Source organism: Bradyrhizobium sp. KZN70725 (assembly GCF_055264925.1).
Genome location: NZ_JBUYWT010000020.1, coordinates 113635 through 135298, shown reverse-complemented (window position 1 = coordinate 135298; position 21664 = coordinate 113635). Strand labels below are relative to the sequence as shown.

At 64.7% G+C, this 21664-nt stretch carries 18 protein-coding genes, 1 tRNA gene and 1 riboswitch; of the genes, 8 read left to right on the top strand and 11 right to left on the bottom strand.

Translation table 11 applies throughout. From position 1 onward, the window contains the following. The first annotated feature begins 454 nt into the window (after positions 1-454). The 5 genes from ACZBJS_RS20860 to ACZBJS_RS20840 all read left to right on the top strand — a co-directional run bounded on the left by ACZBJS_RS20860 (position 455) and on the right by ACZBJS_RS20840 (position 5535). Positions 455-1693 carry a branched-chain amino acid ABC transporter substrate-binding protein gene (locus ACZBJS_RS20860; protein ID WP_057017914.1) on the top strand — a complete coding sequence of 413 codons (1239 nt, stop codon included), beginning with the start codon at positions 455-457 and terminating at the stop codon, positions 1691-1693. Between the two features lie 164 nt (positions 1694-1857). Continuing rightward, the gene (locus ACZBJS_RS20855) at positions 1858-2805 is read left to right on the top strand and encodes a branched-chain amino acid ABC transporter permease (RefSeq protein ID WP_016847025.1); all 948 of its coding nucleotides are present in this window, start codon (positions 1858-1860) and stop codon (positions 2803-2805) included. Continuing rightward, positions 2802-4094, top strand: a complete 1293-nt coding sequence (locus tag ACZBJS_RS20850) for a branched-chain amino acid ABC transporter permease (protein ID WP_316398667.1) — start codon at positions 2802-2804, stop codon at positions 4092-4094. Before ACZBJS_RS20855 ends, ACZBJS_RS20850 begins: the two co-directional genes overlap by 4 nt. Beyond that, positions 4091-4840, top strand: a complete 750-nt coding sequence (locus tag ACZBJS_RS20845; RefSeq protein WP_028332917.1) for an ABC transporter ATP-binding protein — start codon at positions 4091-4093, stop codon at positions 4838-4840. The genes ACZBJS_RS20850 and ACZBJS_RS20845 overlap by 4 nt, the downstream gene beginning before the upstream one ends. Then, entirely contained in the window at positions 4840-5535 is a 696-nt protein-coding gene (locus ACZBJS_RS20840; RefSeq protein WP_050385202.1) for an ABC transporter ATP-binding protein, read from the top strand. Before ACZBJS_RS20845 ends, ACZBJS_RS20840 begins: the two co-directional genes overlap by 1 nt. Before the next feature lie 290 nt (positions 5536-5825). Here ACZBJS_RS20840 and ACZBJS_RS20835 read toward each other — a convergent pair whose 3' ends face one another. Continuing rightward, a complete protein-coding gene (locus tag ACZBJS_RS20835; protein WP_316398666.1) occupies positions 5826-6872 on the bottom strand; it encodes an AraC family transcriptional regulator in 1047 nt (348 codons plus the stop codon). Positions 6873-7188: 316 nt separating this feature from the next. Here ACZBJS_RS20835 and ACZBJS_RS20830 point away from each other — a divergent pair, with 316 nt between their 5' ends. Next, positions 7189-7479, top strand: coding sequence for a hypothetical protein (locus ACZBJS_RS20830; RefSeq protein WP_168858482.1), 291 nt, complete (start codon positions 7189-7191; stop codon positions 7477-7479). Positions 7480-7495: 16 nt separating this feature from the next. Here ACZBJS_RS20830 and uca read toward each other — a convergent pair whose 3' ends face one another. The 7 genes from uca to ACZBJS_RS20795 all read right to left on the bottom strand — a co-directional run bounded on the left by uca (position 7496) and on the right by ACZBJS_RS20795 (position 17600). After that, positions 7496-11038, bottom strand: a complete 3543-nt coding sequence (gene uca / locus ACZBJS_RS20825) for an urea carboxylase (protein WP_463439079.1) — start codon at positions 11036-11038, stop codon at positions 7496-7498. A gap of 3 nt (positions 11039-11041) precedes the next feature. Beyond that, entirely contained in the window at positions 11042-11680 is a 639-nt protein-coding gene (locus ACZBJS_RS20820; protein ID WP_141339589.1) for an urea amidolyase associated protein UAAP2, read from the bottom strand. Next, on the bottom strand, positions 11677-12522 hold the full coding sequence (locus tag ACZBJS_RS20815) for an urea amidolyase associated protein UAAP1 (protein ID WP_316398663.1): 846 nt from the start codon (positions 12520-12522) through the stop codon (positions 11677-11679). Before ACZBJS_RS20815 ends, ACZBJS_RS20820 begins: the two co-directional genes overlap by 4 nt. Further along, positions 12519-13352: an ABC transporter ATP-binding protein gene (locus tag ACZBJS_RS20810; RefSeq protein WP_316398662.1), complete on the bottom strand. Its 834-nt coding sequence runs from the start codon at positions 13350-13352 to the stop codon at positions 12519-12521. Before ACZBJS_RS20810 ends, ACZBJS_RS20815 begins: the two co-directional genes overlap by 4 nt. Continuing rightward, complete coding sequence (locus tag ACZBJS_RS20805; RefSeq protein ID WP_225647374.1) at positions 13349-14167, bottom strand: ABC transporter permease; 819 nt, start codon at positions 14165-14167, stop codon at positions 13349-13351. The genes ACZBJS_RS20810 and ACZBJS_RS20805 overlap by 4 nt, the downstream gene beginning before the upstream one ends. 46 nt (positions 14168-14213) lie before the next feature. Further along, positions 14214-15287, bottom strand: a complete 1074-nt coding sequence (locus ACZBJS_RS20800) for a putative urea ABC transporter substrate-binding protein (protein WP_057017922.1) — start codon at positions 15285-15287, stop codon at positions 14214-14216. Positions 15288-15365: 78 nt separating this feature from the next. Continuing rightward, positions 15366-15476, bottom strand: a riboswitch (guanidine-I (ykkC/yxkD leader). 333 nt (positions 15477-15809) lie between these two features. Further along, on the bottom strand, positions 15810-17600 hold the full coding sequence (locus ACZBJS_RS20795; RefSeq protein ID WP_463439078.1) for a peptidoglycan-binding domain-containing protein: 1791 nt from the start codon (positions 17598-17600) through the stop codon (positions 15810-15812). Positions 17601-18144: 544 nt separating this feature from the next. Between ACZBJS_RS20795 and ACZBJS_RS20790 the strand changes: the two genes are divergently transcribed. After that, positions 18145-18570 (top strand): hypothetical protein, encoded by a 426-nt coding sequence (locus ACZBJS_RS20790; protein WP_229193406.1) that lies wholly within the window; start codon positions 18145-18147, stop codon positions 18568-18570. 235 nt (positions 18571-18805) lie between these two features. Here the strand turns inward: ACZBJS_RS20790 and ACZBJS_RS20785 are convergent, their stop codons facing one another. Beyond that, positions 18806-19720, bottom strand: a complete 915-nt coding sequence (locus tag ACZBJS_RS20785; protein ID WP_076827668.1) for a LysR substrate-binding domain-containing protein — start codon at positions 19718-19720, stop codon at positions 18806-18808. Positions 19721-19788: 68 nt separating this feature from the next. Here ACZBJS_RS20785 and ACZBJS_RS20780 point away from each other — a divergent pair, with 68 nt between their 5' ends. Beyond that, positions 19789-20406, top strand: coding sequence for a GNAT family N-acetyltransferase (locus ACZBJS_RS20780; RefSeq protein ID WP_057016258.1), 618 nt, complete (start codon positions 19789-19791; stop codon positions 20404-20406). A gap of 508 nt (positions 20407-20914) precedes the next feature. Here the strand turns inward: ACZBJS_RS20780 and ACZBJS_RS20775 are convergent. Next, positions 20915-20989 (bottom strand) — tRNA-Val (locus ACZBJS_RS20775). A 78-nt stretch (positions 20990-21067) separates the two neighbouring features. Further along, on the bottom strand, positions 21068-21427 hold the full coding sequence (cpdR, locus tag ACZBJS_RS20770; RefSeq protein WP_016843340.1) for a cell cycle two-component system response regulator CpdR: 360 nt from the start codon (positions 21425-21427) through the stop codon (positions 21068-21070). Positions 21428-21664 lie beyond the last annotated feature (237 nt).

The window sequence follows — 21664 nt, the reverse complement described above, 5'->3', positions numbered from 1 at the left end:
CTCGGCCCTCTGTGTCTCGACAACCAGAAAAGACCGATTTGCCTCGGTCCTGCCGAGCATGCACCGCGACACAGTGAATCATTCCCCGGACACCCCTGCCTGAAAGGGGGAAGGTCGGGATGGGGGTCAGCCGCAGGCGACGCTCCAAGTGGAGACAGCCGATCCCCACCCGCTTCGCTCTAACGAGCGAAGCGACCTCCCCTTTTCAAGGGGAGGTTTTGGAGACGGACGACGCCGGTTCGGAACCGAGAATAAGCGTGAGCCCCATCCAAAAGTTTACCTGTAATTCAAAACTGCGCCCGATTCCGGCGACATATGGCCTATAACATCATAATACCTTCTGCTAAAACTTGACGCAGTATTCAAAGCGAAAGTTGCGAAGGCTCGGCGATTGGGGTTATGAGACGGCCTCGATCGCTAAAGATCAAGAAACACGAGCAAGGGAGAACGCAGGATGCATAGGCTGATCGTTGCCGCCGCGGCAGCGCTGACGGTGTTGGGAGGCGCGGCGTCCGCGCAGGAATCCATCAAGATCGGCTATATCGATCCGCTCTCCGGCGGCGGCGCCAGCGTTGGCGAAGGCGGCCTGAAGACGTTTCAGTATCTCGCCGACGAGTTGAACGCCAAGGGCGGCATCCTCGGCCACAAGGTCGAGATCGTCCCACTCGACAACAAGACCAATCCGCAGGAAAGCCTGGTGCAGGCGCAGAAGGCGGTCGACGCCGGCGTCCACTACATCACCCAGGGCAACGGCTCGTCGGTCGGCGCGGCGCTGGAAGACTTCGTCACCAAGCACAATTCGCGCAACCCCGGCAAGGAAGTGCTCTACTTCAACTACGCCGCGGTCGATCCGGCGATGACCAACGAGAAGTGCAGCTACTGGCACTTCCGCTGGGATGCGAACTCGGACATCAAGATGGAAGCGCTGACCAACTACATGAAGGGCCAGCCGTCCATCAAGAAGGTCTACCTGATCAACATGGACTATTCGTTCGGCCAGTCGGTGCGCACCACGGCGCGCAAGATGCTGGGCGAAAAGCGGCCGGATATCCAGGTCGTCGGCGACGAACTGCACCCGATGCTCAAAGTCACCGACTTCTCGCCCTACATCGCCAAGATCAAGGCGTCCGGCGCCGACACCGTCGTGACCGGCAACTGGGGCCAGGACTTCGCGCTGCTGCTGAAGGCGGCGGCTGACGCCGGCCTCAAGGTCAACTGGTACACCTATTATGCCGGCGGCGCCGGCGGACCGACCGCAGTCAAGCAGGCCGGCCTCGAGGGCCAGGTGTTCCAGATCAGCGAAGGCGTCCCGAACTCCGGCAACAAGGCGGCGATGGATTTCGAGAAGGACTTCCGCGCCAAGACCGGCATTTCCGTCTGGTATCCGCGCGCGGTCAACGAGATGCGGATGTTCAAGGCGGCCGCCGAGAAGGCCAATTCGATCGATCCGGTGAAGGTCGCGGCCGCACTCGAAGGCATGAAGTTCGAAGTGTTCGACGGCGGCGAGGGCTTCATCCGCAAGGACGACCACCAGTTCTTCCAGCCGATCTACATCTCCTCGTTCGGCGCGCTGGCCGACAAGACCAAGGAGCCGTTCGACGAGGAAAACACCGGCTGGGGCTGGCGCATCGTGTCCAAGATCGACACCGCGCAGACGATGCTTCCGACCACCTGCAACATGAAGCGGCCCTGATCGGCCGCCTCTCTCCCGTCATTCCGGGGCGGTCCGCAGGACCGAACCCGGAATCTCGAGATTCCGGGTTCGGTCCTGCGGACCGCCCCGGAATGACAGGTAAGCTCCTTTCCTTCGACAGGTCTTTGATCACGTGAACCGTTCCAGTCTCAAGCGAGTGCGCCGTGGCTGAGCTGATCGTCATCTCGACGCTCAACGGCGTCCTGTTCGGCATGCTGCTGTTCCTGTTGTCCAGCGGGCTCACCGTCATCTTCAGCATGATGGGCGTGCTGAACTTCGCGCATGCCAGCTTCTACATGCTCGGCGCGTTCTTCGGCTTTCAGCTCACCCGCTGGATCGGATTCTGGCCGGCCCTGGTGCTGGCGCCGCTGCTAGTCGGCGCGGTCGGCATGGCGGTCGAGCGCTACGGTCTGCGCAACACCCACAAGCACGGCCATGTCGCCGAACTGCTGCTGACCTTTGGTTTAGCCTTCGCGATCGAAGAGATCGTCTCGATGATCTGGGGCAAGAGCCCGGTCGACTACCGCGTCCCGGCGGCGCTCGACTTCCCGGCCTTCACCGTGTTCTCCACCAATTACCCCGCCTACAAGATCTTCATGCTGGTGATCTCGGTCGTGATCTTCATCGCGCTGCTGGTCACCTTGAAGAAGACGCGCGTCGGCCTGATCGTGCAGGCCGCGCTGACCCATCCGAGCATGGTCGGCCATCTCGGCCACAATGTCGGACGCGTGTTCATGCTGGTGTTCGGCGTCGGCAGCGCCCTTGCGGGTCTCGCCGGCGTCATCGCCGGTCCCTCGCTGGTGACGCAGTCCGACATGGCCGCGCTGCTCGGCCCGATCCTGTTCGTCGTCATCGTGTTCGGCGGCCTCGGCTCGCTGCCCGGCGCCTTCATCGCTTCGCTCCTGATCGGCTTGATCCAGACCTTTGCAGTTGCTTTGAACGGCTCGCTCGCCAGCGTGTTCGGCCCGCTCGATCCGAGCCTCGGCCCCTCGCCGCTCACGGACATCTGGAACGTCACGATCGCGCAGATCGCGCCGATCCTGCCTTATGTGCTGCTGGTGCTGGTCCTGATCTTCCGCCCCATGGGCCTATTGGGGACGCGCGAGTCATGAGCAACGCTTCCACGCCCTCCATCGCTGCGGCCAAGCAGGAGCCCGGCAGCGCCTTGAGCGTCTATGGTGTCTGGCTGCTCGCCGCGGTCGCGCTGGTCGTGCTGCCGCTGGTGTTCGGCACCGGCGGCTCGCTGACCTCCTTCAGCCTGATCGGCATCGCGATCATCTTCGCGCTGTCCTACAACATCCTGCTCGGCCAGACCGGGCTGCTGTCGTTCGGACACGCGGTGCAGTACGGCCTCGGCGGTTTCCTCGCCGTGCATGTCATGAACGCGGTCGCGAGCCACAACTGGCCGATCCCGCTGCCGGTGATCCCGCTGGTCGGCGGCATCGGCGGCATGGCGTTCGCCCTCCTCGTCGGCTGGGTCATGACCAAGCGCGCCGGCACCGTGTTCGCGATGATCTCGCTTGGCATCGGCGAGCTGGTCGCCTCGTCGTCGCTGATCCTGCGTAGCGTGTTCGGCGGCGAATCCGGCATCACCACCGACCGCACCTCGCTGATGCCGATGTTCGGCTGGACCTTCGGGCCGCAGATCCAGGTCTATTACCTGATCGCGTTCTGGGTGATGGTGTCGGCGATCGCGATGTATGCGCTGACCCGCACGCCGCTCGGGCGGATCTGCAACGCGGTGCGCGACAATCCGGAGCGCGTCGAGTTCATCGGCTACGATCCGCATGTGGTGCGCTATCTCGCCTACATGTTCGCCGGCTTCTTCGCCGGCATCGCCGGCGGGCTGACCGCGATCAATTTCGAGATCGCCAACTCGGCCTATCTCGGCGCGACGCAGTCGGGCCTCGTGCTGTTCTCCGCGTTCATCGGCGGCACCGCCTATTTCTTCGGTCCGATCCTCGGCGCCATCCTGGTGACCTATCTGCAGCTCGGGCTGACCAGCGTCACCTCGGTCTGGCAGCTCTATTTCGGCATCATCTTCATCGGCATCGTGATGTTCGCACCCGGCGGCATCGCCGGCATCCTGATGAAGCACCGCCCGCTGATCCGCGCCGGAACGCTTCGTTCCGTGATCCCGTCCTATCTGGTCGCGACGATCCCGACGCTGGCGCTGGCGCTCGGCATCATCCTGACCATCGAAACCGTTGCGCGCTTCTCGGGCGGCGATGTGATCAACCTGCTCGGCGTTCCCTTCGTCGCCACGGCGCCGACGACCTGGGCGGCCGCGGCGGTCCTGCTCGTCGGCGGCTTCCTGGTCGCGCGCATCACCTGGCGGCGCGTTGCGGAAGCCTGGGACCGCGCCGCGACGGTGGCCCGTGACCGGGGGTATCTCGCATGACCGCTGCCATCCAAGTCAACGCCGTCGAGAAGAGCTTCGGCAATGTCGCCATCATCCGCGATCTCAACCTGAGCGTCGCCAAGGGCGAACGTCACGCCATCATCGGCCCCAACGGCGCCGGCAAGTCGACGACGTTCAACCTGATCAGCGGCCACATCAAGCCGACCTCCGGCGAGATCCGCCTCAACGGCGAGGTGACCTCGGGCTTGCGGCCCTTCGAGATCAACCGGCGCGGGCTGTCGCGCTCGTTCCAGGTCACCAACGTGTTCGCCCGCATGACGGTGTGGGAGAACGTCCGCTGCGCCGTGCTGTGGGCGACTGGCCACCGCTACGCGTTCTGGAAGAACGTCGACAATCTGCCCGAGGTGAAGCAGCGCACCGCGCAGATCCTCGACGACATCCATCTCAGCCACCGCCGCGACGTGCCGGCGGGCCTCTTGACCTATGCCGAGCAGCGCGAGCTCGAGATCGGCATCACGATCGCGGGCGGCGCCAGCGTCATCATGCTGGACGAACCGACCGCGGGCATGAGCCACGCCGAGACCGAGCGCGCCGTCGCGCTGATCCGCCGCCTCACCGAGGGGCGCACGCTCGTGATCGTCGAGCACGACATGAGCGTGGTGTTCGGCCTCGCCGACCGCATCTCGGTCTTGGTCTACGGCCACATCATCGCCTCCGGCACGCCGGAGGAGATCCGCGGCAACCCGAAGGTCAAGGAAGCCTATCTCGGCGAGGAGGTCGACTGATGCTCGAGGTCAGGAATCTTCACGCCTATTACGGCAAGAGCCACATCCTGCAGGGCGTCGATCTCGACATCGCCGCCGGCGAGGTCGTCAGCCTATTGGGGCGCAACGGCGTCGGCCGCTCCACCACCGTCAAGGCGATCATGGGCGAGGTGCCGCCGCAGGGCACCATCCGCTTCAAGGGCCAGGATATCGCGGGCCTGCCGAGCCACAAGATCGCACGCCTCGGGCTCGGCTATGTGCCGGAGCATCGCGACATCTTCCCGAGCCTGACGGTTCGCCAGAACCTGATCCTCGGCATCAAGGACCCGCGCCGCCCCGGCAAGTGGCGGCTGCAGGAGATGCTCGACATGTTCCCGAACCTCGCCGCGCGCGCCGACACGCCGGCGGGCGTGCTGTCAGGCGGCGAGAAGCAGATGCTGACCACCTGCCGCACGCTGCTCGGCGACCCCGAATTGATGATGATCGACGAGCCGACCGAAGGCCTGGCGCCGCTGATCGTGCAGCAGGTCGGCGAGCTGATCGCGCGGATCGCGAAAGCCGGCGTTGCGATTCTCCTCGTCGAGCAGAAGCTGTCGATCGCGATGAAGATCTCGAACCGGGTCTACATCATGGGCCACGGCCGCGTGGTGTTCGAAGGCACCCCCGACCAGCTCAAGAGCAATGCCGCCGTTCGCGAGGAATGGCTCGAGGTGTGAGGCGGGTGACGGCGATCGACGAAGCAATCGAACGTCGACGTAGCAGCGCCATCAGTCAGTTCGCGAACACGACCCAGACCAGCGCGACCAAGAGACTGTGGAAACAAATTATCGAAGCCAGGAATAGCCAGTCGTCCCCGGTCATGGGGCCGAAAACCACGGTCGAAGCGCGGCGACAGCGACACGCGAGCTGGGAAAAGAGGTTCGACTGCATGGGACTGCCCTAGCGGAGTACGCTCCGCCAGGTCTTGCTCGTCTGTGCCAGCTAGTTGAGAGCTGGTGTCAGCCCATCACCGATCGCCATTCGAGCTGCGATAGGCCCTCGGCGTGAGGCCGGTCCAGCGGACGAACGCATGCGTGAAGGAAGAGACCTCGCTGTAGCCCAATAGCCATGCGATCTTGGAAATCGGCAGCTCCTCATCTTCGAGGTAATGGCGGGCAAGGGCAATTCGAAACGCCTTGAGAACGTCTGAGAAGTCCACCCCCTCCGACGACAATGCGCGAGCGAGAGTTCTCCGGCTCATGCCAAGACGACGCGCGACCGCCTCGGCATTGGCTTTGCCGTGCGGAAGCAACTGGGCGATGTGTCCTTCGACGCGTGACTGCACGCTGCTTCGTCTCGGTGCCCGGTTACGAAGCGCTTCGTCGGCATATTGAAGCAACATCCTGTTGAGATGCAAATCGGCCCCCACGACAGGCAATGCGCCGATCCGGGACGGAAACAAGAGCTCGTCGCTGTCCGCTGCAAATTCGATCTCGCATCCAAGAAGAGATCGCACATCCGACGGCGTTTCTCGTCTGGAGTGCTTCAACTTGATTTGCTTTGGGACCAGCCTGCCGTCAGTCAGTACGCGGCAAATACGGATCAGCGCAACCAGCCAGAATTCCGCATGGTGACGATCCGACGACCGATCGATGTTGACATATTCGAACCCGATGGCGAAGCCGCGATCCAGAGAGCTTCGCAACCGCACACCCTCGTTGTTGATCGCGCAGTAGCGTCCGCCGATTTGCAAGGCGTCAACGAGATGCTCCGATGAAGCCATGACGTAGTACAGAAGCCCGATCTCGCCCAGCTCGAAGCCTTGAGCCAGATGGAGTCCGAAGCAGTCGTCCTGCAATTCCCTTGCGGCGAGTTCGAGCAGCCTGACCTGCGCTCGTGCATCGATGCGGCGCTTGCGGTCCTCGACGTCGTCGATTTCCAGGCCTGCAGCTGACACGATCGGGACCGGATCAACCTGCGCATCGCGCAGCCGGGCACATGCGAGACGCGCGATTCCCCCGGCAGAGCTCGGTATCGACGGCAAGGCGCTAGCAACGCGTGTGGCGGCTTTCATTCGGCACCGAACTGTGTTCGTGGCTCAACGTCGGGAGCTTCCGGGATCGTATTTTGACCTATGTCAAACGAGCTCATGGGTACGAGGCATCCGGTCTGACACCATCTCGCAATTTAACGACCCAGGATCACAAGACGCAACGGGCGCAAATCGTCTAGCCGATTGCTCCGCGGCCACTCCATTTCTGCCTTGAAACGACGGCAGTCAGCTTCCAATGGGCCCGCGCAGGGGCGAACGCGTCATGGGCTTGGTCAAGCATGCAAATTCGCTGGGACAGGCGATTGGTGCCCAAGCGAACAGCCATATGAGCTAGGTCGTGGTTGGACAAACACCTGCCCAGCATAGCGGCATTCATCGTTCAATTCATTACACGATCATTGAAGGCGAGACCGCCGGCACCTGGCGTTACTCGTTCTCCATCGGCGATCGCAACTATTCGGGAACGGTTCAGGCGGTCCTGGGATTGCTGGCGGCACGCCGCGTGAGGATGAAGATCGATCGGGCGCTAAGGCAAAACGCGTCAATTGATCATCAAGGCCGGCAGCGGGTGGAGAAAGAGGCCGAGACGCCCGCTCCGCTCGTCCCACCGGCCGATCCCAAGGACTAGCGCGACTGTAGCCACCCTAGCCCGGCCGGAGCAACGCCACGACATCGCCCGCGCGCAGCGTCTGGCCGGGCTTCACCGGCACCGAGGCGATGCGGCCCGCCGCGGGTGCGTGCACGGAGATCTCCATCTTCATGGACTCGATGATGGCCAGCACGTCGCCGGCCGCGACCTTGGCGCCTTCCTCGACCAGCACCTTCCAGATGTTGCCGGGCACTTCGGAGAACGCGCCGATCTGACCGTCGGGAATCCCCGTCGCGGCGGCTGCCGCATCGATCGTTTCAGCCGGCGCCTCGTCGAGCTTCATCTCGCGCCAGCGCTGGCGCTCGGCGTCGAACGCGGCCTGCTGCGTTGCCTTGAACGCGGCGATTGACGGCTTGGCGTCGGCCAGTGTCCTGGCATAGTCGGCGTAGGAGAACTCGCCCTCTTCGATCCTGATGTCATACTGCCCTTGCGGGAACGCGGCGCGGGCGTCGAGGAGTTCATCGGCGTCGACCGGGAAGAAGCGGATCTTGTCGAAGAACCGCAGCAGCCAGGGATGGCCCGGCTCGAACACCCGCGTGGTGCGCCAGGTGTTCCAGACCTGGATGGTACGGCCGAACAGCTGGTAGCCGCCCGGCCCTTCCATGCCGTAGATGCACATATAGGCGCCGCCGATGCCGACCGCGTTCTCCGGCGTCCAGGTCCGCGCCGGGTTGTACTTCGTGGTCACCAGCCGATGCCGCGGGTCGAGCGGCGTCGCCACCGGCGCGCCGAGATAGACGTCGCCGAGGCCGAGCACGAAATAATCCGCGTCGAACACGATACGGCGGACATCGTCCTCGCTCGCAAGTCCGTTGATGCGCCGGATGAACTCGACATTCGACGGACACCATGGCGCATCGGCGCGCACCAACTCCTGATATTTGCGCATCGCAAGCTCGGCCTCCGGATCGCGCCACGACAGCGGCAGATGCACGGTGCGGCTCGGCACCCGCATCGCGTCGACCGGCGGCAATTCGCGCTCGATCCGCCTGAGCACGTCGAGCAGCTTCGTTCGCGACAACGCGGTGCCGTCATAATGGATCTGCAGCGAGCGGATGCCGGGCGTCAGATCGATCAGGCCACTGAGCTTCGCCTCTTCCAGCGCCTGCGCCAGCACATGCACGCGCAGCCGCAGCGCGATGTCGAGCTCCATCGGGCCATACTCGACCAGCAGATTGTCGTCGCCGGCGCGGCGGTAGACCACCGGAATCGGGCCGTCGTCATTCCGACCGATGATCGCCGATCCGAGCTCGGGCGCGCGCAGCACCGTGGGGCCGGCAACCGGATCGTCGCGTTTGACCGGCACGAAGCGGACCGTGTCGCCCGGCCGGAGCTGGCCGACCTTCCATAGCTCGTCGCGAGCGACCACGGCCGGACAGACGAAGCCGCCGAGGCTCGGTCCGTCGGGCCCGAGAATGATCGGCATGTCGCCGGTGAAGTCGATCGAGCCGACCGCATAGGCGTTGTCATGGATGTTCGACGGATGCAGCCCGGCCTCGCCGCCGTCGGCGCGCGCCCAGCGCGGCTTCGGCCCGATCAGCCGCACGCCGGTGCGGGCGCTGTTGAAATGCACCTCGTAGCTCGCCGCGAACAGCGTCTCGATATCCTCGTCGAGGAAGAAATCCGGCGCGCCGTGCGGGCCGTAGACGACGCCGATCTGCCACGCCGATGTGAGTTGCGGCCGCTCGTGTTCCGTGGCGCGCCGCGGCGCCGCAAGGCCCGATGGCTCGGCACCGATATGCAAGACGTCGCCGGCCTTCAGCGATCCCGTCGCATGGCCGCCGAAGGCGCCGAGCGCAAACACAGCACGCGATCCGAGAATTTCGGGTACGTCGATGCCGCCGCGCACGGCGAGGTAGGTGCGCTGCCCAGGGCCCTTGATGCTGCCGATCGCGAGCGTCTGGCCGGCGCGCACGGCGAGCGGCTCATCGTAGGCGACATCAGCGCCGTCGAGCGATGCCTTCATCTGCGCGCCCGACAGCGCGACGATCGCATCGGTGTTGAAGCGCAAGGTCGGCCCGTTGACCGTCAGCTCCAGTGCGGTCGTCGTCTCCGGATTGCCGACCAGACGATTGGCGAGGCGAAACGACCGTTCGTCCATCGGGCCGCTCGGCGGCACGCCGACATGCCAGAGATGCAGCCGGCCGGGCAATTCCTGCACGCCGCTCTGCGCGCCCGGCGCGACAACGTCGATGGTGCGGGGGCGATAGCCGAATTCGCCAAGCACACTCGTCGCCACTTGCCCGCTGCGGAACACGTCGGACGCCGCGATCGCACGCAGATAGTCCAGATTGGTCTCGATGCCGGCGACGACCGTATCGTCCAGCGCTTTCGAAAGCCGGGCGATCGCGGCCTCGCGCGTCTCGGCTGAAACGATGATCTTGGCCAGCATCGGATCGTAGAACGGCGACACCTCGGTGCCGGTCTCGATCCAGCCGTCGATCCGCGCATCCGGCGAAAAGCTGACCTGCGTCAGGCGGCCCGCGCTCGGGCGAAAGCCCGCGCCCGGATTCTCGGCATAGAGCCGCACCTCGATCGCAGCTCCCTTTGGCGTGAGCGCGCCCGCCTGGCCGAGCACGTCCTCGCCGGCCGCCTGCCGGATCATCCATTCGACGAGGTCGACGCCGGTGACCTGCTCGGTGACGGGATGCTCGACCTGCAGGCGGGTGTTCACCTCGAGGAAATAGAAATCGTCGCGCTCGACGTCGTAGATGAACTCCACCGTGCCGGCAGATTCATAAGACACGGCCTTGCCGAGCGACACCGCGGCCGCATGCAGCCGCCGGCGGATGTCGGCGGACAGCCCCGGCGCGGGCGTCTCCTCAAAGACCTTCTGGTTGCGCCGCTGCAGCGAGCAATCGCGTTCGCCGAGGGCCACCACGCCGCCCTTGCCATTGCCGAAGATCTGCACCTCGATATGGCGGGCACTGGCGACGAACCGCTCGAGATAGACCCGGGCATCGCCGAAGCTGGCCCGCGCCGTGCGCTGCACTGATTCGAAGCGCTCGCGCAGTGTCGCCATGTCGTGGCACAGCTGCATCCCGATGCCGCCGCCGCCCGCCGTGCTCTTCAGCATCACCGGGAAGCCGATCGTTTCGGCCTGCTGCACCGCCTCGTCGATGGTCTCCAGCAGGCCCGAGCCCGGCAGCAGCGGCACGCCGCTGCGCTCGGCGATCTCCCGCGCCTTGTGCTTGAGACCGAAGGCGTCGAGATGCTCAGGCCGCGGCCCGATGAATTTGATGCCGTGCCCGGCGAGCCGCTCGGCAAAGCGGCGGTTCTCCGACAGGAAGCCGTAGCCGGGATGCACCGCCTGCGCGCCGGTGGCAAGGCACGCCGCCATGATCGCATCGACATTGAGGTAGCTCTCCGCGGCGGGCGCAGGACCGATCCGCACCGCCTCGTCGGCGTCGAGCACCGGCCGGGTGAAACGGTCGGCGTCGGAATAGACCGCGACCGAAGAGATGCCCATGCGGCGCAATGTTCTGCCGATCCGCCCGGCGATCTCGCCGCGGTTGGCAATCAGGACCTTGCTGAACATGCCTCACGCCTCCGGCTCGAAGATCGTCACCTGAACCGGCGTCGGAAAGAATCCGTTGCAGGGGTTGTTGATCTGCGGACAGTTCGAGATCAGGCACAGCACGTCCATCTCGGCGACCAGCTCGATGGCGTCGCCCGGCTTGGAGACGCCATCGACCACGGTGAAATTGCCGGCGGGATCGATCGGCACGTTCATGAAGAAGTTGAGATTCGGCACGATGTCGCGCTTCGACATGCCGTATTTCGCGGCCTCGATCACGAAATTCTCGCGGCAGGCGTGCTGGTAGCGGGTCTGGTGCCCGAACCGCACGGTGTTGCTTTCGCACGAGCAGGCGCCCGCCGAGGTGTCGTGCAGGCCGCAGCTGTCGGCCGTCACACGCAGCATCACGCGGCCTTCGTTGGACATGATCGTGGTTCCCAGCCCGACATAGGCCGAGCCCTGCGCGCGCAGCGTATCCTGGCCGCTGTAGCGCTCGCCGAAATCACTGGCGCAATAGAACAGCGTGTCGACCGCCTGCTGGCCATGGCTATCGGTGATCCGCAGCGTCTGCCCCTTGCGGATGATCGCCGACCACGGCTTGCGCGCGGGAATTTCGACATCGAGAACGATGCGGCCGGCGGTGCGAACAGGTTGCATGGTCATCGCACGGCTCCTTCCAGGGCTTCGCCGAGATACAGCGCATTGTTCTCGTAGGCGCGGGCCGCTTCCGCGGTCGCAGTCCGGCACAGATCGTCGGCCGCCGGCGCGGCCGCGCGGTAGCGCACGATCTCCACGCTCGCCTGCGGATAGATTTTGGCGGGATCGAGCGGATGCGGGCAGTTCGACAGCGCGATCAGAAGCTCCATCTCCGCGCGCAGATCGACGAAATCGCCCTGCTGCCGCCGCTGCTCCGACCAGACGAACTTGCCGTCGGCGTCGATCGCGACCGGTGCGAAGAAGCTGACGCAGGGATGCACGTCGCGGCGATCAAGGCCAAACTTGGCTGCGGCGAGAATGAAATTGTCGCGCGTGTTGCGGAAATTCCCGTCGCCGTATTTGGCCAGGTTGGTGGCCGCAGTCGAGCCGCCGACCACGGCATCATGTGCGGCGCTGCTGTCCTCGGTGATCCCGAGCAGCGCGCGCCCCATGTCGGACAGCAGCACCCGCCCCTTCTGCAACCGCGCCGCCCACTGCACCTTGATGGTGTCGGCGTGGTTGAGCCGTTCGGTGGTGTCGGTGCTGTTCCAGGCGAGCAGGCTGACGGTTGACGTCCCCGACGTGTTGACGATGCGCAGCGTGTCGCCGCGATTCAGCCGCGTGGTCCAGTACCAGCCGGATGGGATCGTCTCGCGGTGAATGACAGTGTCGGCATCGATCGACGCGGCGTCGCGCGCAGTCGGCGCCGGCAGTGCCCGCGGCGCGTGCTCCTGCCCCGCCGCCTTCACCTCGTTATACCGCCGGGTATGCGCCGCGATCTCGGCCTTTTGTTCCTCTGACAGGATCATGGTTGCTCCTTCAAGACGAGAGCGCCGGGCCGTCCCGGCTGGTGCTCCTTGCCTGACCGGGTCGTCCCGGTCGGAGCTGGTTGAACTGACGACCGCAGCTCCGCACTGCGGCGCGGAAATATCTCGAGGTCGCGCGACACCGTGGCGCCGTAGCGCTCGCGCTCCTCGGGGCGGTTGCGCTGCCGCTCCAGCGCGATCACGCGCGTCGCGAGTCCGAAGGCTTCACTGAGGTCATGCGTCACCATCACGACCGTCAGATGGGTCTCGTTCCAGAGCCGCTTCATCAGAAGGTGAATGTCGGCGCGGATTCCGGGATCGAGCGCACCGAACGGCTCGTCGAGCAGCAGGATCTTCGGCCCGCGCATGATCGCCTGCGCCAGCGCGAGCCGCTGCTGCATGCCGCCCGACAGCGCCGACGGATATTTGCTCTCCTGGCCGGCGAGCCCGACCTCGGCGAGCAGCTTCATCGCTTCGTCGGCGGCGGCGCGGCGCGCGGCGCCGAACAGCCGGCCGGTGAATTTGGCGTCGCGCAGTTCGCGCCCGAGCATGACATTCTGCAAAACCGTCAGATGCGGAAACACCGAGTAGCGCTGGAACACCACGCCGCGGTCGGCGTCCGGCTCGCCAGGCAACGGCTTGCCGTCGACCAGGATCTGGCCGCGGGTCGGCTGCTCCTCGCCGAGCAACATGCGGAGCAGCGTGGTCTTGCCGCAGCCGGACGGGCCGACCAGCGCAATGAAGGCACGCGGCTCGACCTCCATCGTGATGCGCTCGAGCACGATGTGGTCGCCATATTCCTTCCAGACGTCGTCGAAGCGGATCGTGCTCATTCCGCCCTCACCGAGGCAAACCACGGAAACAACCTTCGCTGCATGACGCGTAGGCCGACATCGATCAGGAACGCCAGCAGCGTGATCCAGGCGACGTAGGGGATGATGACGTCCATCGCGAGATAGCGGCGCACCAGGAAGATCCGGTAGCCGAGCCCGGAATCGGAGGCGATCGCCTCCGCTGCGATCAGGAACAGCCATGCCGGCCCGAGCTGCAGGCGCAGCACGTCGATCAGACGCGGCAGGGTTTGCGGCATCGCGACGCGCAGCGCGATCTGCCAGGTCGAGGCGCCGAGCGTCTGTGCCTTGACGATCTGCTCGCGCGGCAGCTCCTGCACTTTCATGGCGAGATCGCGGATCATGCAGGGCAGTGTCCCGATCACGATCAGCGCGATCTTGGAATTCTCCCCGAGCCCCATCACGATGAACAGGATCGGCAACAGCGCCAGCGGCGGCACCATCGAGGTCACCGATACGAACGGCCCGAGCAGGGCGTTGGCGCCCGGCAACAGCCCGATCACGATCCCGAGCACCAGCGCAGCCGCCGTCGAGATCGCCAGCGCCGAGCCCAGTCGCCCCAGGCTGGCGACGGTGTCGGAGGCCATCAGATAGCCGCCGGTGCGCGGGTCGACCTCGAACGCCATCTGCTTGACGGCCTGCACCATGCTCGGCAGCGCCGGCAGCAGCTTGTCGTTCGGGTTCTGCGCGAGCCGCGCGCTGGAGCCGGCGAAGTAGGCGATTGCGACCAATACGAACGGCAGCGCGAGCAGATAGAATCGCGTCTGCCGTCCCGGCCGTATGTTCACAAGTCGCATGGGCAGCTCCTGCTTGGGGCGACGCGCTGCGCGTCAGAGCTTGGCGTCAGAGCTTGCCCTTGGCGGCCTCGTCCATGTAGGTCGGGTCGAAGCGCAGCTTGACGTTCGACTTGTCGCCCAGCACCGATTTGTCGGCGAGCTCGATGCCGACGGCGTCGGCCGACTTCGCGCCCTTGCCGAGCAGGTCCTTCTCGAACAGGAACTTGCGCACGCGATCCATGGTCGCGCCGACGGTCTGGCTGCGCGTGAAGGCTTCGGCGTCGGTTGCCTTGTCGAACAGTTTTGTGGTCGAGAGCTGGCTGTCGAAGCCGGCGAGGTCGGTGCCGGAGGCCTTGGCCATCGCCTCCTTGGCGGCCTTCGCCGCGGCATCGTTCGCCGTCATTTTCGACAGCGTCTCGTACCAAATGCCGACCAGCGCCTTGGCGAAGTCCGGATTGTCCTTGGCGACTGCGGTGTTCACCACCATCAGGTCCATGATCTCGCCGGGGATTTGCGAGGAATCGAACACCTTCTTCGCATCGGGCGAGCCGAGGATTTCGGTTACGATCGGATTCCAGGTCACCACCGCACTGACGTCAGGCGTCTTGTAGGCGGCGGCGATATCGGCGTCGGAGGTGTTGATGACCTTGACGTCCTTCTCGCTCAGCTTGCTGGTCTCGAGCGCGCGCGCCAGCAGATAATGCGACACCGAGAACTCGACCAGGTTGACGGTCTGGCCCTTGATCGCGGCGAGATCAGACTTGTTCTTCAGGATCACCGCGTCGTTGCCGTTGGAGAAATCGCCCATCACGACCGCGGTGGTGTCGACGCCGCCGGCTGCCGGAATCGACAGTGCGTCCATGTTGGTGATGGTGACGGCGTCATAGCCGCCGGCGGTGTACTGGTTGATCGATTCGACGTAGTCGTTGAACTGCTTGACCTCGATCGCGATGCCGTATTTGTCGGCCCATTTCTTGACGATGCCGGTGTCGGCCGCATAGCCCCACGGCATCCATCCGACATAGATCGACCAGGCGACCTTGAAGCTTTTCTTCGGCGCGGCGTCGGCCGCAGGCGCAGCCGCCAGCACGACCGCGCAGCCGATGACAACAGAGCGAAGGAAGAAAACGAATTTGTTCATTGCCGATCCCTCTTGCGAAATTTCACAAAAAGGGACTGGCGAAAAGACCATCGCTCCGCCAATCCCTTGGCTGACGAGGTCTCCCGGGCTTTTATCCCGCCGTGCACCTGCGGGGATGTCTCCCCCGCAAGCGGCTGCTCTCGGACCAGCACCTTGCTTCGCAAGATCGGAACCCTAGCGGCCAACTCGACGCCATTGATGCACGAGGCGTGCCAGCGGGCGGGCAATTGAATCTCATGAGATTTTTCCGCGCGCGCGGCGCGGCCACGACAGTGTCTTGCTTAAAGATTGCGCAGATCTGCTCAGAATTGGCTCTGTCCTTTCGCCACCGGCATCAGCAGGATCGCACGATGGCTGATGTCGAGGGAGTTCGATGCGCAAGCTTCTGAGCGTTCTGTGCGCCGGCCTCTGGCGCGGATTGCACGGCCGGTTCGGCCTGGTGCCGAATTCCGAACTAAAAGACTGATCGCAAGATCGCAAAAAAAGAGCCCCGCTCTGCAGCGGGGCTCCTGCACAGAGATCCTATTTCCGATCGGAGTTTTGCGCCGGCGTCTGCGGGCTCTGGCCTGAGCCTGACGACGGCGGGTTGTTGTTCTGGTTGGGCTGGCTGGACTGCGTGTCCCGGCCGGCATTTGACTGATTGCCGCTACCCTGACCGACGGTCGACTGGTTCTGCGGTGCAGCCTGGCCCGTCGTATTCTGCTGCGGGGCCTGCTGCTGAGCGGACGGCTGATTTCCGCTCTGGCCGGTTGTCGACTGGTTCTGCGGCGAGTTCGCCTGACCCGTGGTCTGCCCGGTCGTGTTCTGCTGGGCAGGCTGCTGAGTGCCGGTCTGGCCGGTCGACTGGTTCTGCGGCGCGTTGGTCTGACCGGTCGTCTGTCCAGTCGTGTTCTGCTGGGTGCGGCTCTGGCCGACCGTCGACGATGCGCCCGCGCCCTGACCGACCCGATCCGACAGGCCGAGTGCGGTCACCGTGCGCGTGTCGACGCTGCCGCTGGTCGTGATGCCCTCCTGACGCTGGAAGGTGATCAGCGCCTCGCGGGTCCGCGATCCCAATACACCGTCAGCCTCGCCGACCAGCAGGCCGCGGTCGATCAGCACCTGCTGCACCTCGCGGATCTGCTGCGGGTTCAGGTCCATCATCGCAACGCTACCGCTACCACCGCCACCGCCACCGCCGCGATGGCTGAAGCGCGTCCGCGGTCCGACCGGGACGACGTCGACGACACGGCGCTCGCGATCGAGGAACACGACTTCATCCTCGACGACGAAGAAGCTGTCGTCGCGATAATACGGGAACGCATCGATCAGCGCCGGGAAGGCGGCAACCGACACCGCGTTGAACCTCCGCGGCACCACCACGCCCGGATTGACCGCGAAGTTGATCGTACTGACATTGACACGTGGTGCGTTACGCGCCGACAGCACCGAGCGCTGGATCGTGCTCTGCTGCTGCGCGGTCACGGTGCGCCCGGCCTCGGTCTGGACCGTGGCGTTCGACTGCGCCTGGGTCTGAGCGGTTGTCCCGGCTTGTCCCTGAGCCTGACCGGTGGTCTGTCCGGAGTTCATCCGGTTTTGCGTCGTACCGGACTGCGGAGCGGCCGCGCCCGTGGTCTGGCCGGCTCGCGTATTCGGGGCTGCCGTTGTGCCCTGGCCGGTGGTCGTGTTCGCGCCCTTTGCCTGGCCCGTGGTCGTGCTCTGGCCGGTCGTCATGCCCGGCTTGCCTTGAGTCTTGCCTTGAGCCTTGTCCTGAGCCGTGCCCTGGCCGGTCGTGGTGCCCTGGCCGCGGTTCGCGGTGTTGGCGCGATTCTCCTGCTGCTGGCTTTGCCGCGTCGTGGCGCTGCCGCGTTCGCGGGATTCAGATCGCCCCATCTGCTCGCGCTGGTCTCGGCCCTGGCCGACGGTCTGCTCTTGCTTGCTCTGGCTGCGCTGACCCTGCTCGGCGCGGCCGCTCTCGCGGGCCTGGCCGGTGGTCTGGCTGCGCTCGGCGGCACCGCGGCCCATCTGTCCTTCAGCCCTGCCGGTTTCTCGTGCGCCGCCCTGGCCGCGACCGACCGTCATGCCTTCGCTTCGCGATGCCCCGGGACTGCCATGCATTGCGCCGCCGGAACTGCCGGCCGACGAGCCTGCGGAGCGGCCGTGTTCACCACCGCCGCCACCGCCCGCACCGACGCTTCCGCCGCCGCCCGGGCCGCCACCACCCATGCCGCCCCCGCCACCCTCGCGCATGCCCTGCGCCGATGCGAGGCTGACGCCTGCCAACAGCACGGCCGTCGTCAGCAGAAATTTGCTCTTCATCATCTTGCTCTGCATTACCGATTCCTCCTGCAGTTTGGCGGCTATCCGGATCGCGAAGCTGGCGCCGATGGCTGGCACGCTCCGCGCCGGGGCCGCGTTCCAACAAAGCCGGCGAGCGACGCGACGCAACGGTACGCGCGTCTCGCCGGTGAACTCTGAGAAAACAGCGGCGCCGCCCGCACCGTTCCTAGACACCGCCGCGACGCGACATTTCGCGCCAAGGGAACACCACACGTTCATCTTGAGTTCATCTTGAGCCAGCGGCCTGATGTCTGGTCACGCTTCAGGAACCGATGGCCACGCTTTCCCGTTTTTAATCGAAGTGTGCGTTCGTCGTCATGACGATGCTCAGCGAGCTCACGCGGATCATCGTCCGCTGCGACTGGCGGTGGATCGAAACAGGCTCCGTTCGGCTTTGAACATTGGATTCGCCGTCAACGGCAGCACCACTGCGCCCACCTCGCCGCCGGGCCCGGATCCCTTGCAGGCGCGCGGCCATACGCAACCAATGCCACTCTCCTCCGTTGACCGGCTGGGCATCATCATCGAGGAGGATCACATGCGGAAAACAGGGCTTGTTCTTGCAACCGTCGGTACGCTTGGGGTGAGCGCCATCGCGGCCCCGGCGCCCGCCGAAGCACGGTGGGGACACGGAGGGTGGGGGTGGGGTCCGGCGGTCGCGGGCGGATTGATTGCCGGCGCAGTCGTCGGCGGCCTCGCCTCGTCAGCCTACGGCTATCCCGGCTATTCCTATGGTTACGGCTACCCCGGCTACGGCTACGGTTATGGCTATTCGCCCGCCTATTACGGCAGCTATGCCTATGACGACGGCTATTACGCTGCGCCGTATCGTTGGGGCGGCGGCTACACGACGACATATTATAGCGGATACCGGCCGGCCTATTACGGCTACCGCTATCGTCACGTGGTGCGGCCGGCATACGCCTATTATCGCGGCGGCTATCCGCGCTGGCGTCATTGGTGAGATCGGCCAGAGCAACCCGGCGCGGCCAGCCGAGCTGACTGGCGCCGGCAAGAGGCCGACAAGGGTCGACCGGGTTGAGCGGCAGCGTTACCCGGCGACCCGCAGCGCGGTCACGGCGACGCAGGCGTTGCCTAACGGAATCAGCACCACCTGCGCGCCGTGCGGCAGCGCCATCGGCGCGATCATCGAGCGTGCCGGTCTGTCCGTTGAGCTTGGCGAGTTCGGCGGCCGGTGCTCAAGCCTGCACGCGCGCGGACTTCCTGTACTGCGCGGTTTCGGCGCGCAGCAGATCGCAGAATTGAAGTGCGAGACGGCTTCGCGGCCGCTGCGAAGGAAGCAGCAACATGGTGGCGATCTCCAGCCGTGGCACGAACGGCTTGAGTACAATTTTGGAGCTTGCAAAATCCCGGGCCACGATCGGGTCGACGATTGAGAAACCCAGTCCCTGCGCAACCAGGGCACAACGCTGCATGCTGTACTGGATCTCCGCGACCGTCTTGATCTCGACCTTGGCCTCATCGAGGACGCGCTCAAAGCGGGATCGATGCGGTGCGCTCGGGGAAGCTGCGATCATGGGCTCTCCCCGCAGATCTTGCGCTGCGATCGATCGCTTCGAGCGTAACCGGTGCTGGCGGGGCAGGACGCAGACCGCCTCCGTTGTCATGAGGAGCTCGTCGTCGACCGCGGCAAACCCCGCCTGCGGCCGCGCCAGCCCGACGTCGCATTGTCCCGAGGCCACCAGGCTCCAGACGCGCTCGGGGCTGTGGACGGCCACCGATACGACGATGTCGGGATTCTTCCTCAGGAAGCTGCTGACGATCTGCGGCATCAAGGAATAGGTGAACGCCGGAAGACATGCGATCCTGAGCGTCCCGCTGCCGCGCTCGCGAATGCCGCGCGCGGCGCGCGCCAGATACTCGAGGCCGGCCTGGTTTCTCTCGACCTCGCGCAGGAATATCTCGCCTTCCGGAGTCAGCGTGACGCCGCCTCGCCCGCGTTCGAACAACGCAAAGCCGATCTCGCGCTCGAGACGTGCGATCGCGCGGCTGATGAAAGGCTGTCCCACCCGAAGGCTCAAGGCGGCCTTGGTGATTCCGTTGTGGCGCACGACCTCTCGAAACAGGTCAACATGTCTTGGATTCAAGGGCATGACTAATTTGCATATGAACTGGCTTTCCGGTCATTTGACGGCATGCGCATCGGGTGCGTCAATACGGCATGTACCCGTCGAGCAACCATGCAAGCTTCGCCACCGACCGCATCCTGTTGACCAGGATCACCGGCCCGGAGTCTTCGCGCGCACAGCAGCTTCGCGAGGCAGCGATGCTGCGGCGGCTCGATCGCGGCACATCGGATCGGCCGAATGCCGCACGCCCGGCGGCGGCACGGGACCAGGTCGACACCGCGGCCGCGTTCGCAATCGAGGCCGCGGGATCGGGAGACCTGCTCGGCGTGTCCGGGTTCGGCACGATCGACCGGCACGAGAAGCGGGCTACGTTCGCTCCAATCTGGAGCATCGGACGACTGGACGAGGCCGTGCTCGTCAGTCACGTTGCGCATCTGATGACGCGGTATGCGTTCGAAGTGCTCATGGTCGAGCGGGCCGAGGTGCATCTGGACTGGCGCCTGAGGCACATGCTTGATCTCTACGCCGACCTCGGTTTCCGCCGCGAAGGCAGGCTTCGCGCATACTTCGCTGCCGATGAAGAGCCGTCCGCCGATGCTGCGGTCCTCAGCGTGGTTCGCTCTGAATGGCCCTCCGTTGTGCGTCGGCAGCGCGGGGTTCTCGCCGGCGAAACGTGGCGCTACCGGCTTCCATCCGACCGCCCTCCGTAGCGGCGGCCAAGCTCGGACAAAACGATGTCACAAGAATGCGGGCGTATGACTCAACGGTCGAGCCACCCACTCAGTGTCGTCCCTGCGAAAGCAGGGACCCATAACCACGAATGCTGATTGTTGAACGATGCTGGGACGACGAGTCCCGTTCCCAACACCCGCCGCGGGGTATGGGTCCCTGCTTTCGCAGGGACGACGTGTGGAGGGAGCCGCGGTCCCTCGGTTCAAACACTGCTGTCTCTGGAATACTGGGTCACCCGCATGCGACGGGTGATGACACCAACAAGACAGGAAACCAACCACGTCATTGCGAGCGAAGCGAAGCTATCCTCCCATCCGCATATGCCGAGCGATGGATTGCTCGTCGCTTCGCTTTTCGCAATGACGGGTCGAGAGATTTATGGAGGTATCAAGAAACGGCTTGCCGAGCCGCAGCTCGCGGCCAAGGGCCCGCCTCCGCCCATTGGGCTTCGGCGCGGCATCCTTCTCTCGCTGCGCGAGCGAAGGATGGTGGGTGCGACAGGGATCGAACCTGTGACCCCTACCATGTCAAGGTAGTGCTCTCCCGCTGAGCTACGCACCCAAAGCGTATTTGGATCGGGTCCCTATAACGGACGGCGGCGGGGCAGGCAAGGATACAAAGTGAAGGTTTTTTGGCGAATCAGGCCGCCAGCAACTTGTTCACTTCGCTGACCAATTCCCTGAGGTGCACGGGCTTGGCCAGCACTTTGGCGTTTTTCGGCGCCTCCGAATCGGAATTGAGGGCCACCGCGGCAAAGCCGGTGATGAACATGATCTTGATATCGGGATCGAGTTCCGAGGCACGGCGCGCCAGCTCGATACCGTCCATCTCGGGCATCACGATGTCGGTGAGCAGCATTTCGAACGGCTCCTCGCGCAGCCGCTGGTAGGCCGACATGCCGTTGTCGTGCGGCGAGACCTTGAAACCCGCGTTTTCGAGCGCCTTGACCAGGAAGCGGCGCATATCGGTGTCGTCTTCGGCGAGAAGTATTTTCGGCATGGCAGGAATCGTCGAATCCGGCTTGAGGAGCAGTCCGAACAGTAAGCCCGACAGACGGTAAATTTCGGGTGAAATTTGCGTCAAGCCAGCGGCAAATGCGCGCCATCCATTTGTGGACCGAACCGGACATCGAATCAACCGGGTGCCGCATTTGCTGCTTTTAAGACGCGTTCCAGCTGAAACCACACTCTTTTCACTTGGCAGAATGATCGCGATTACCGACAATGCGTGCTCATA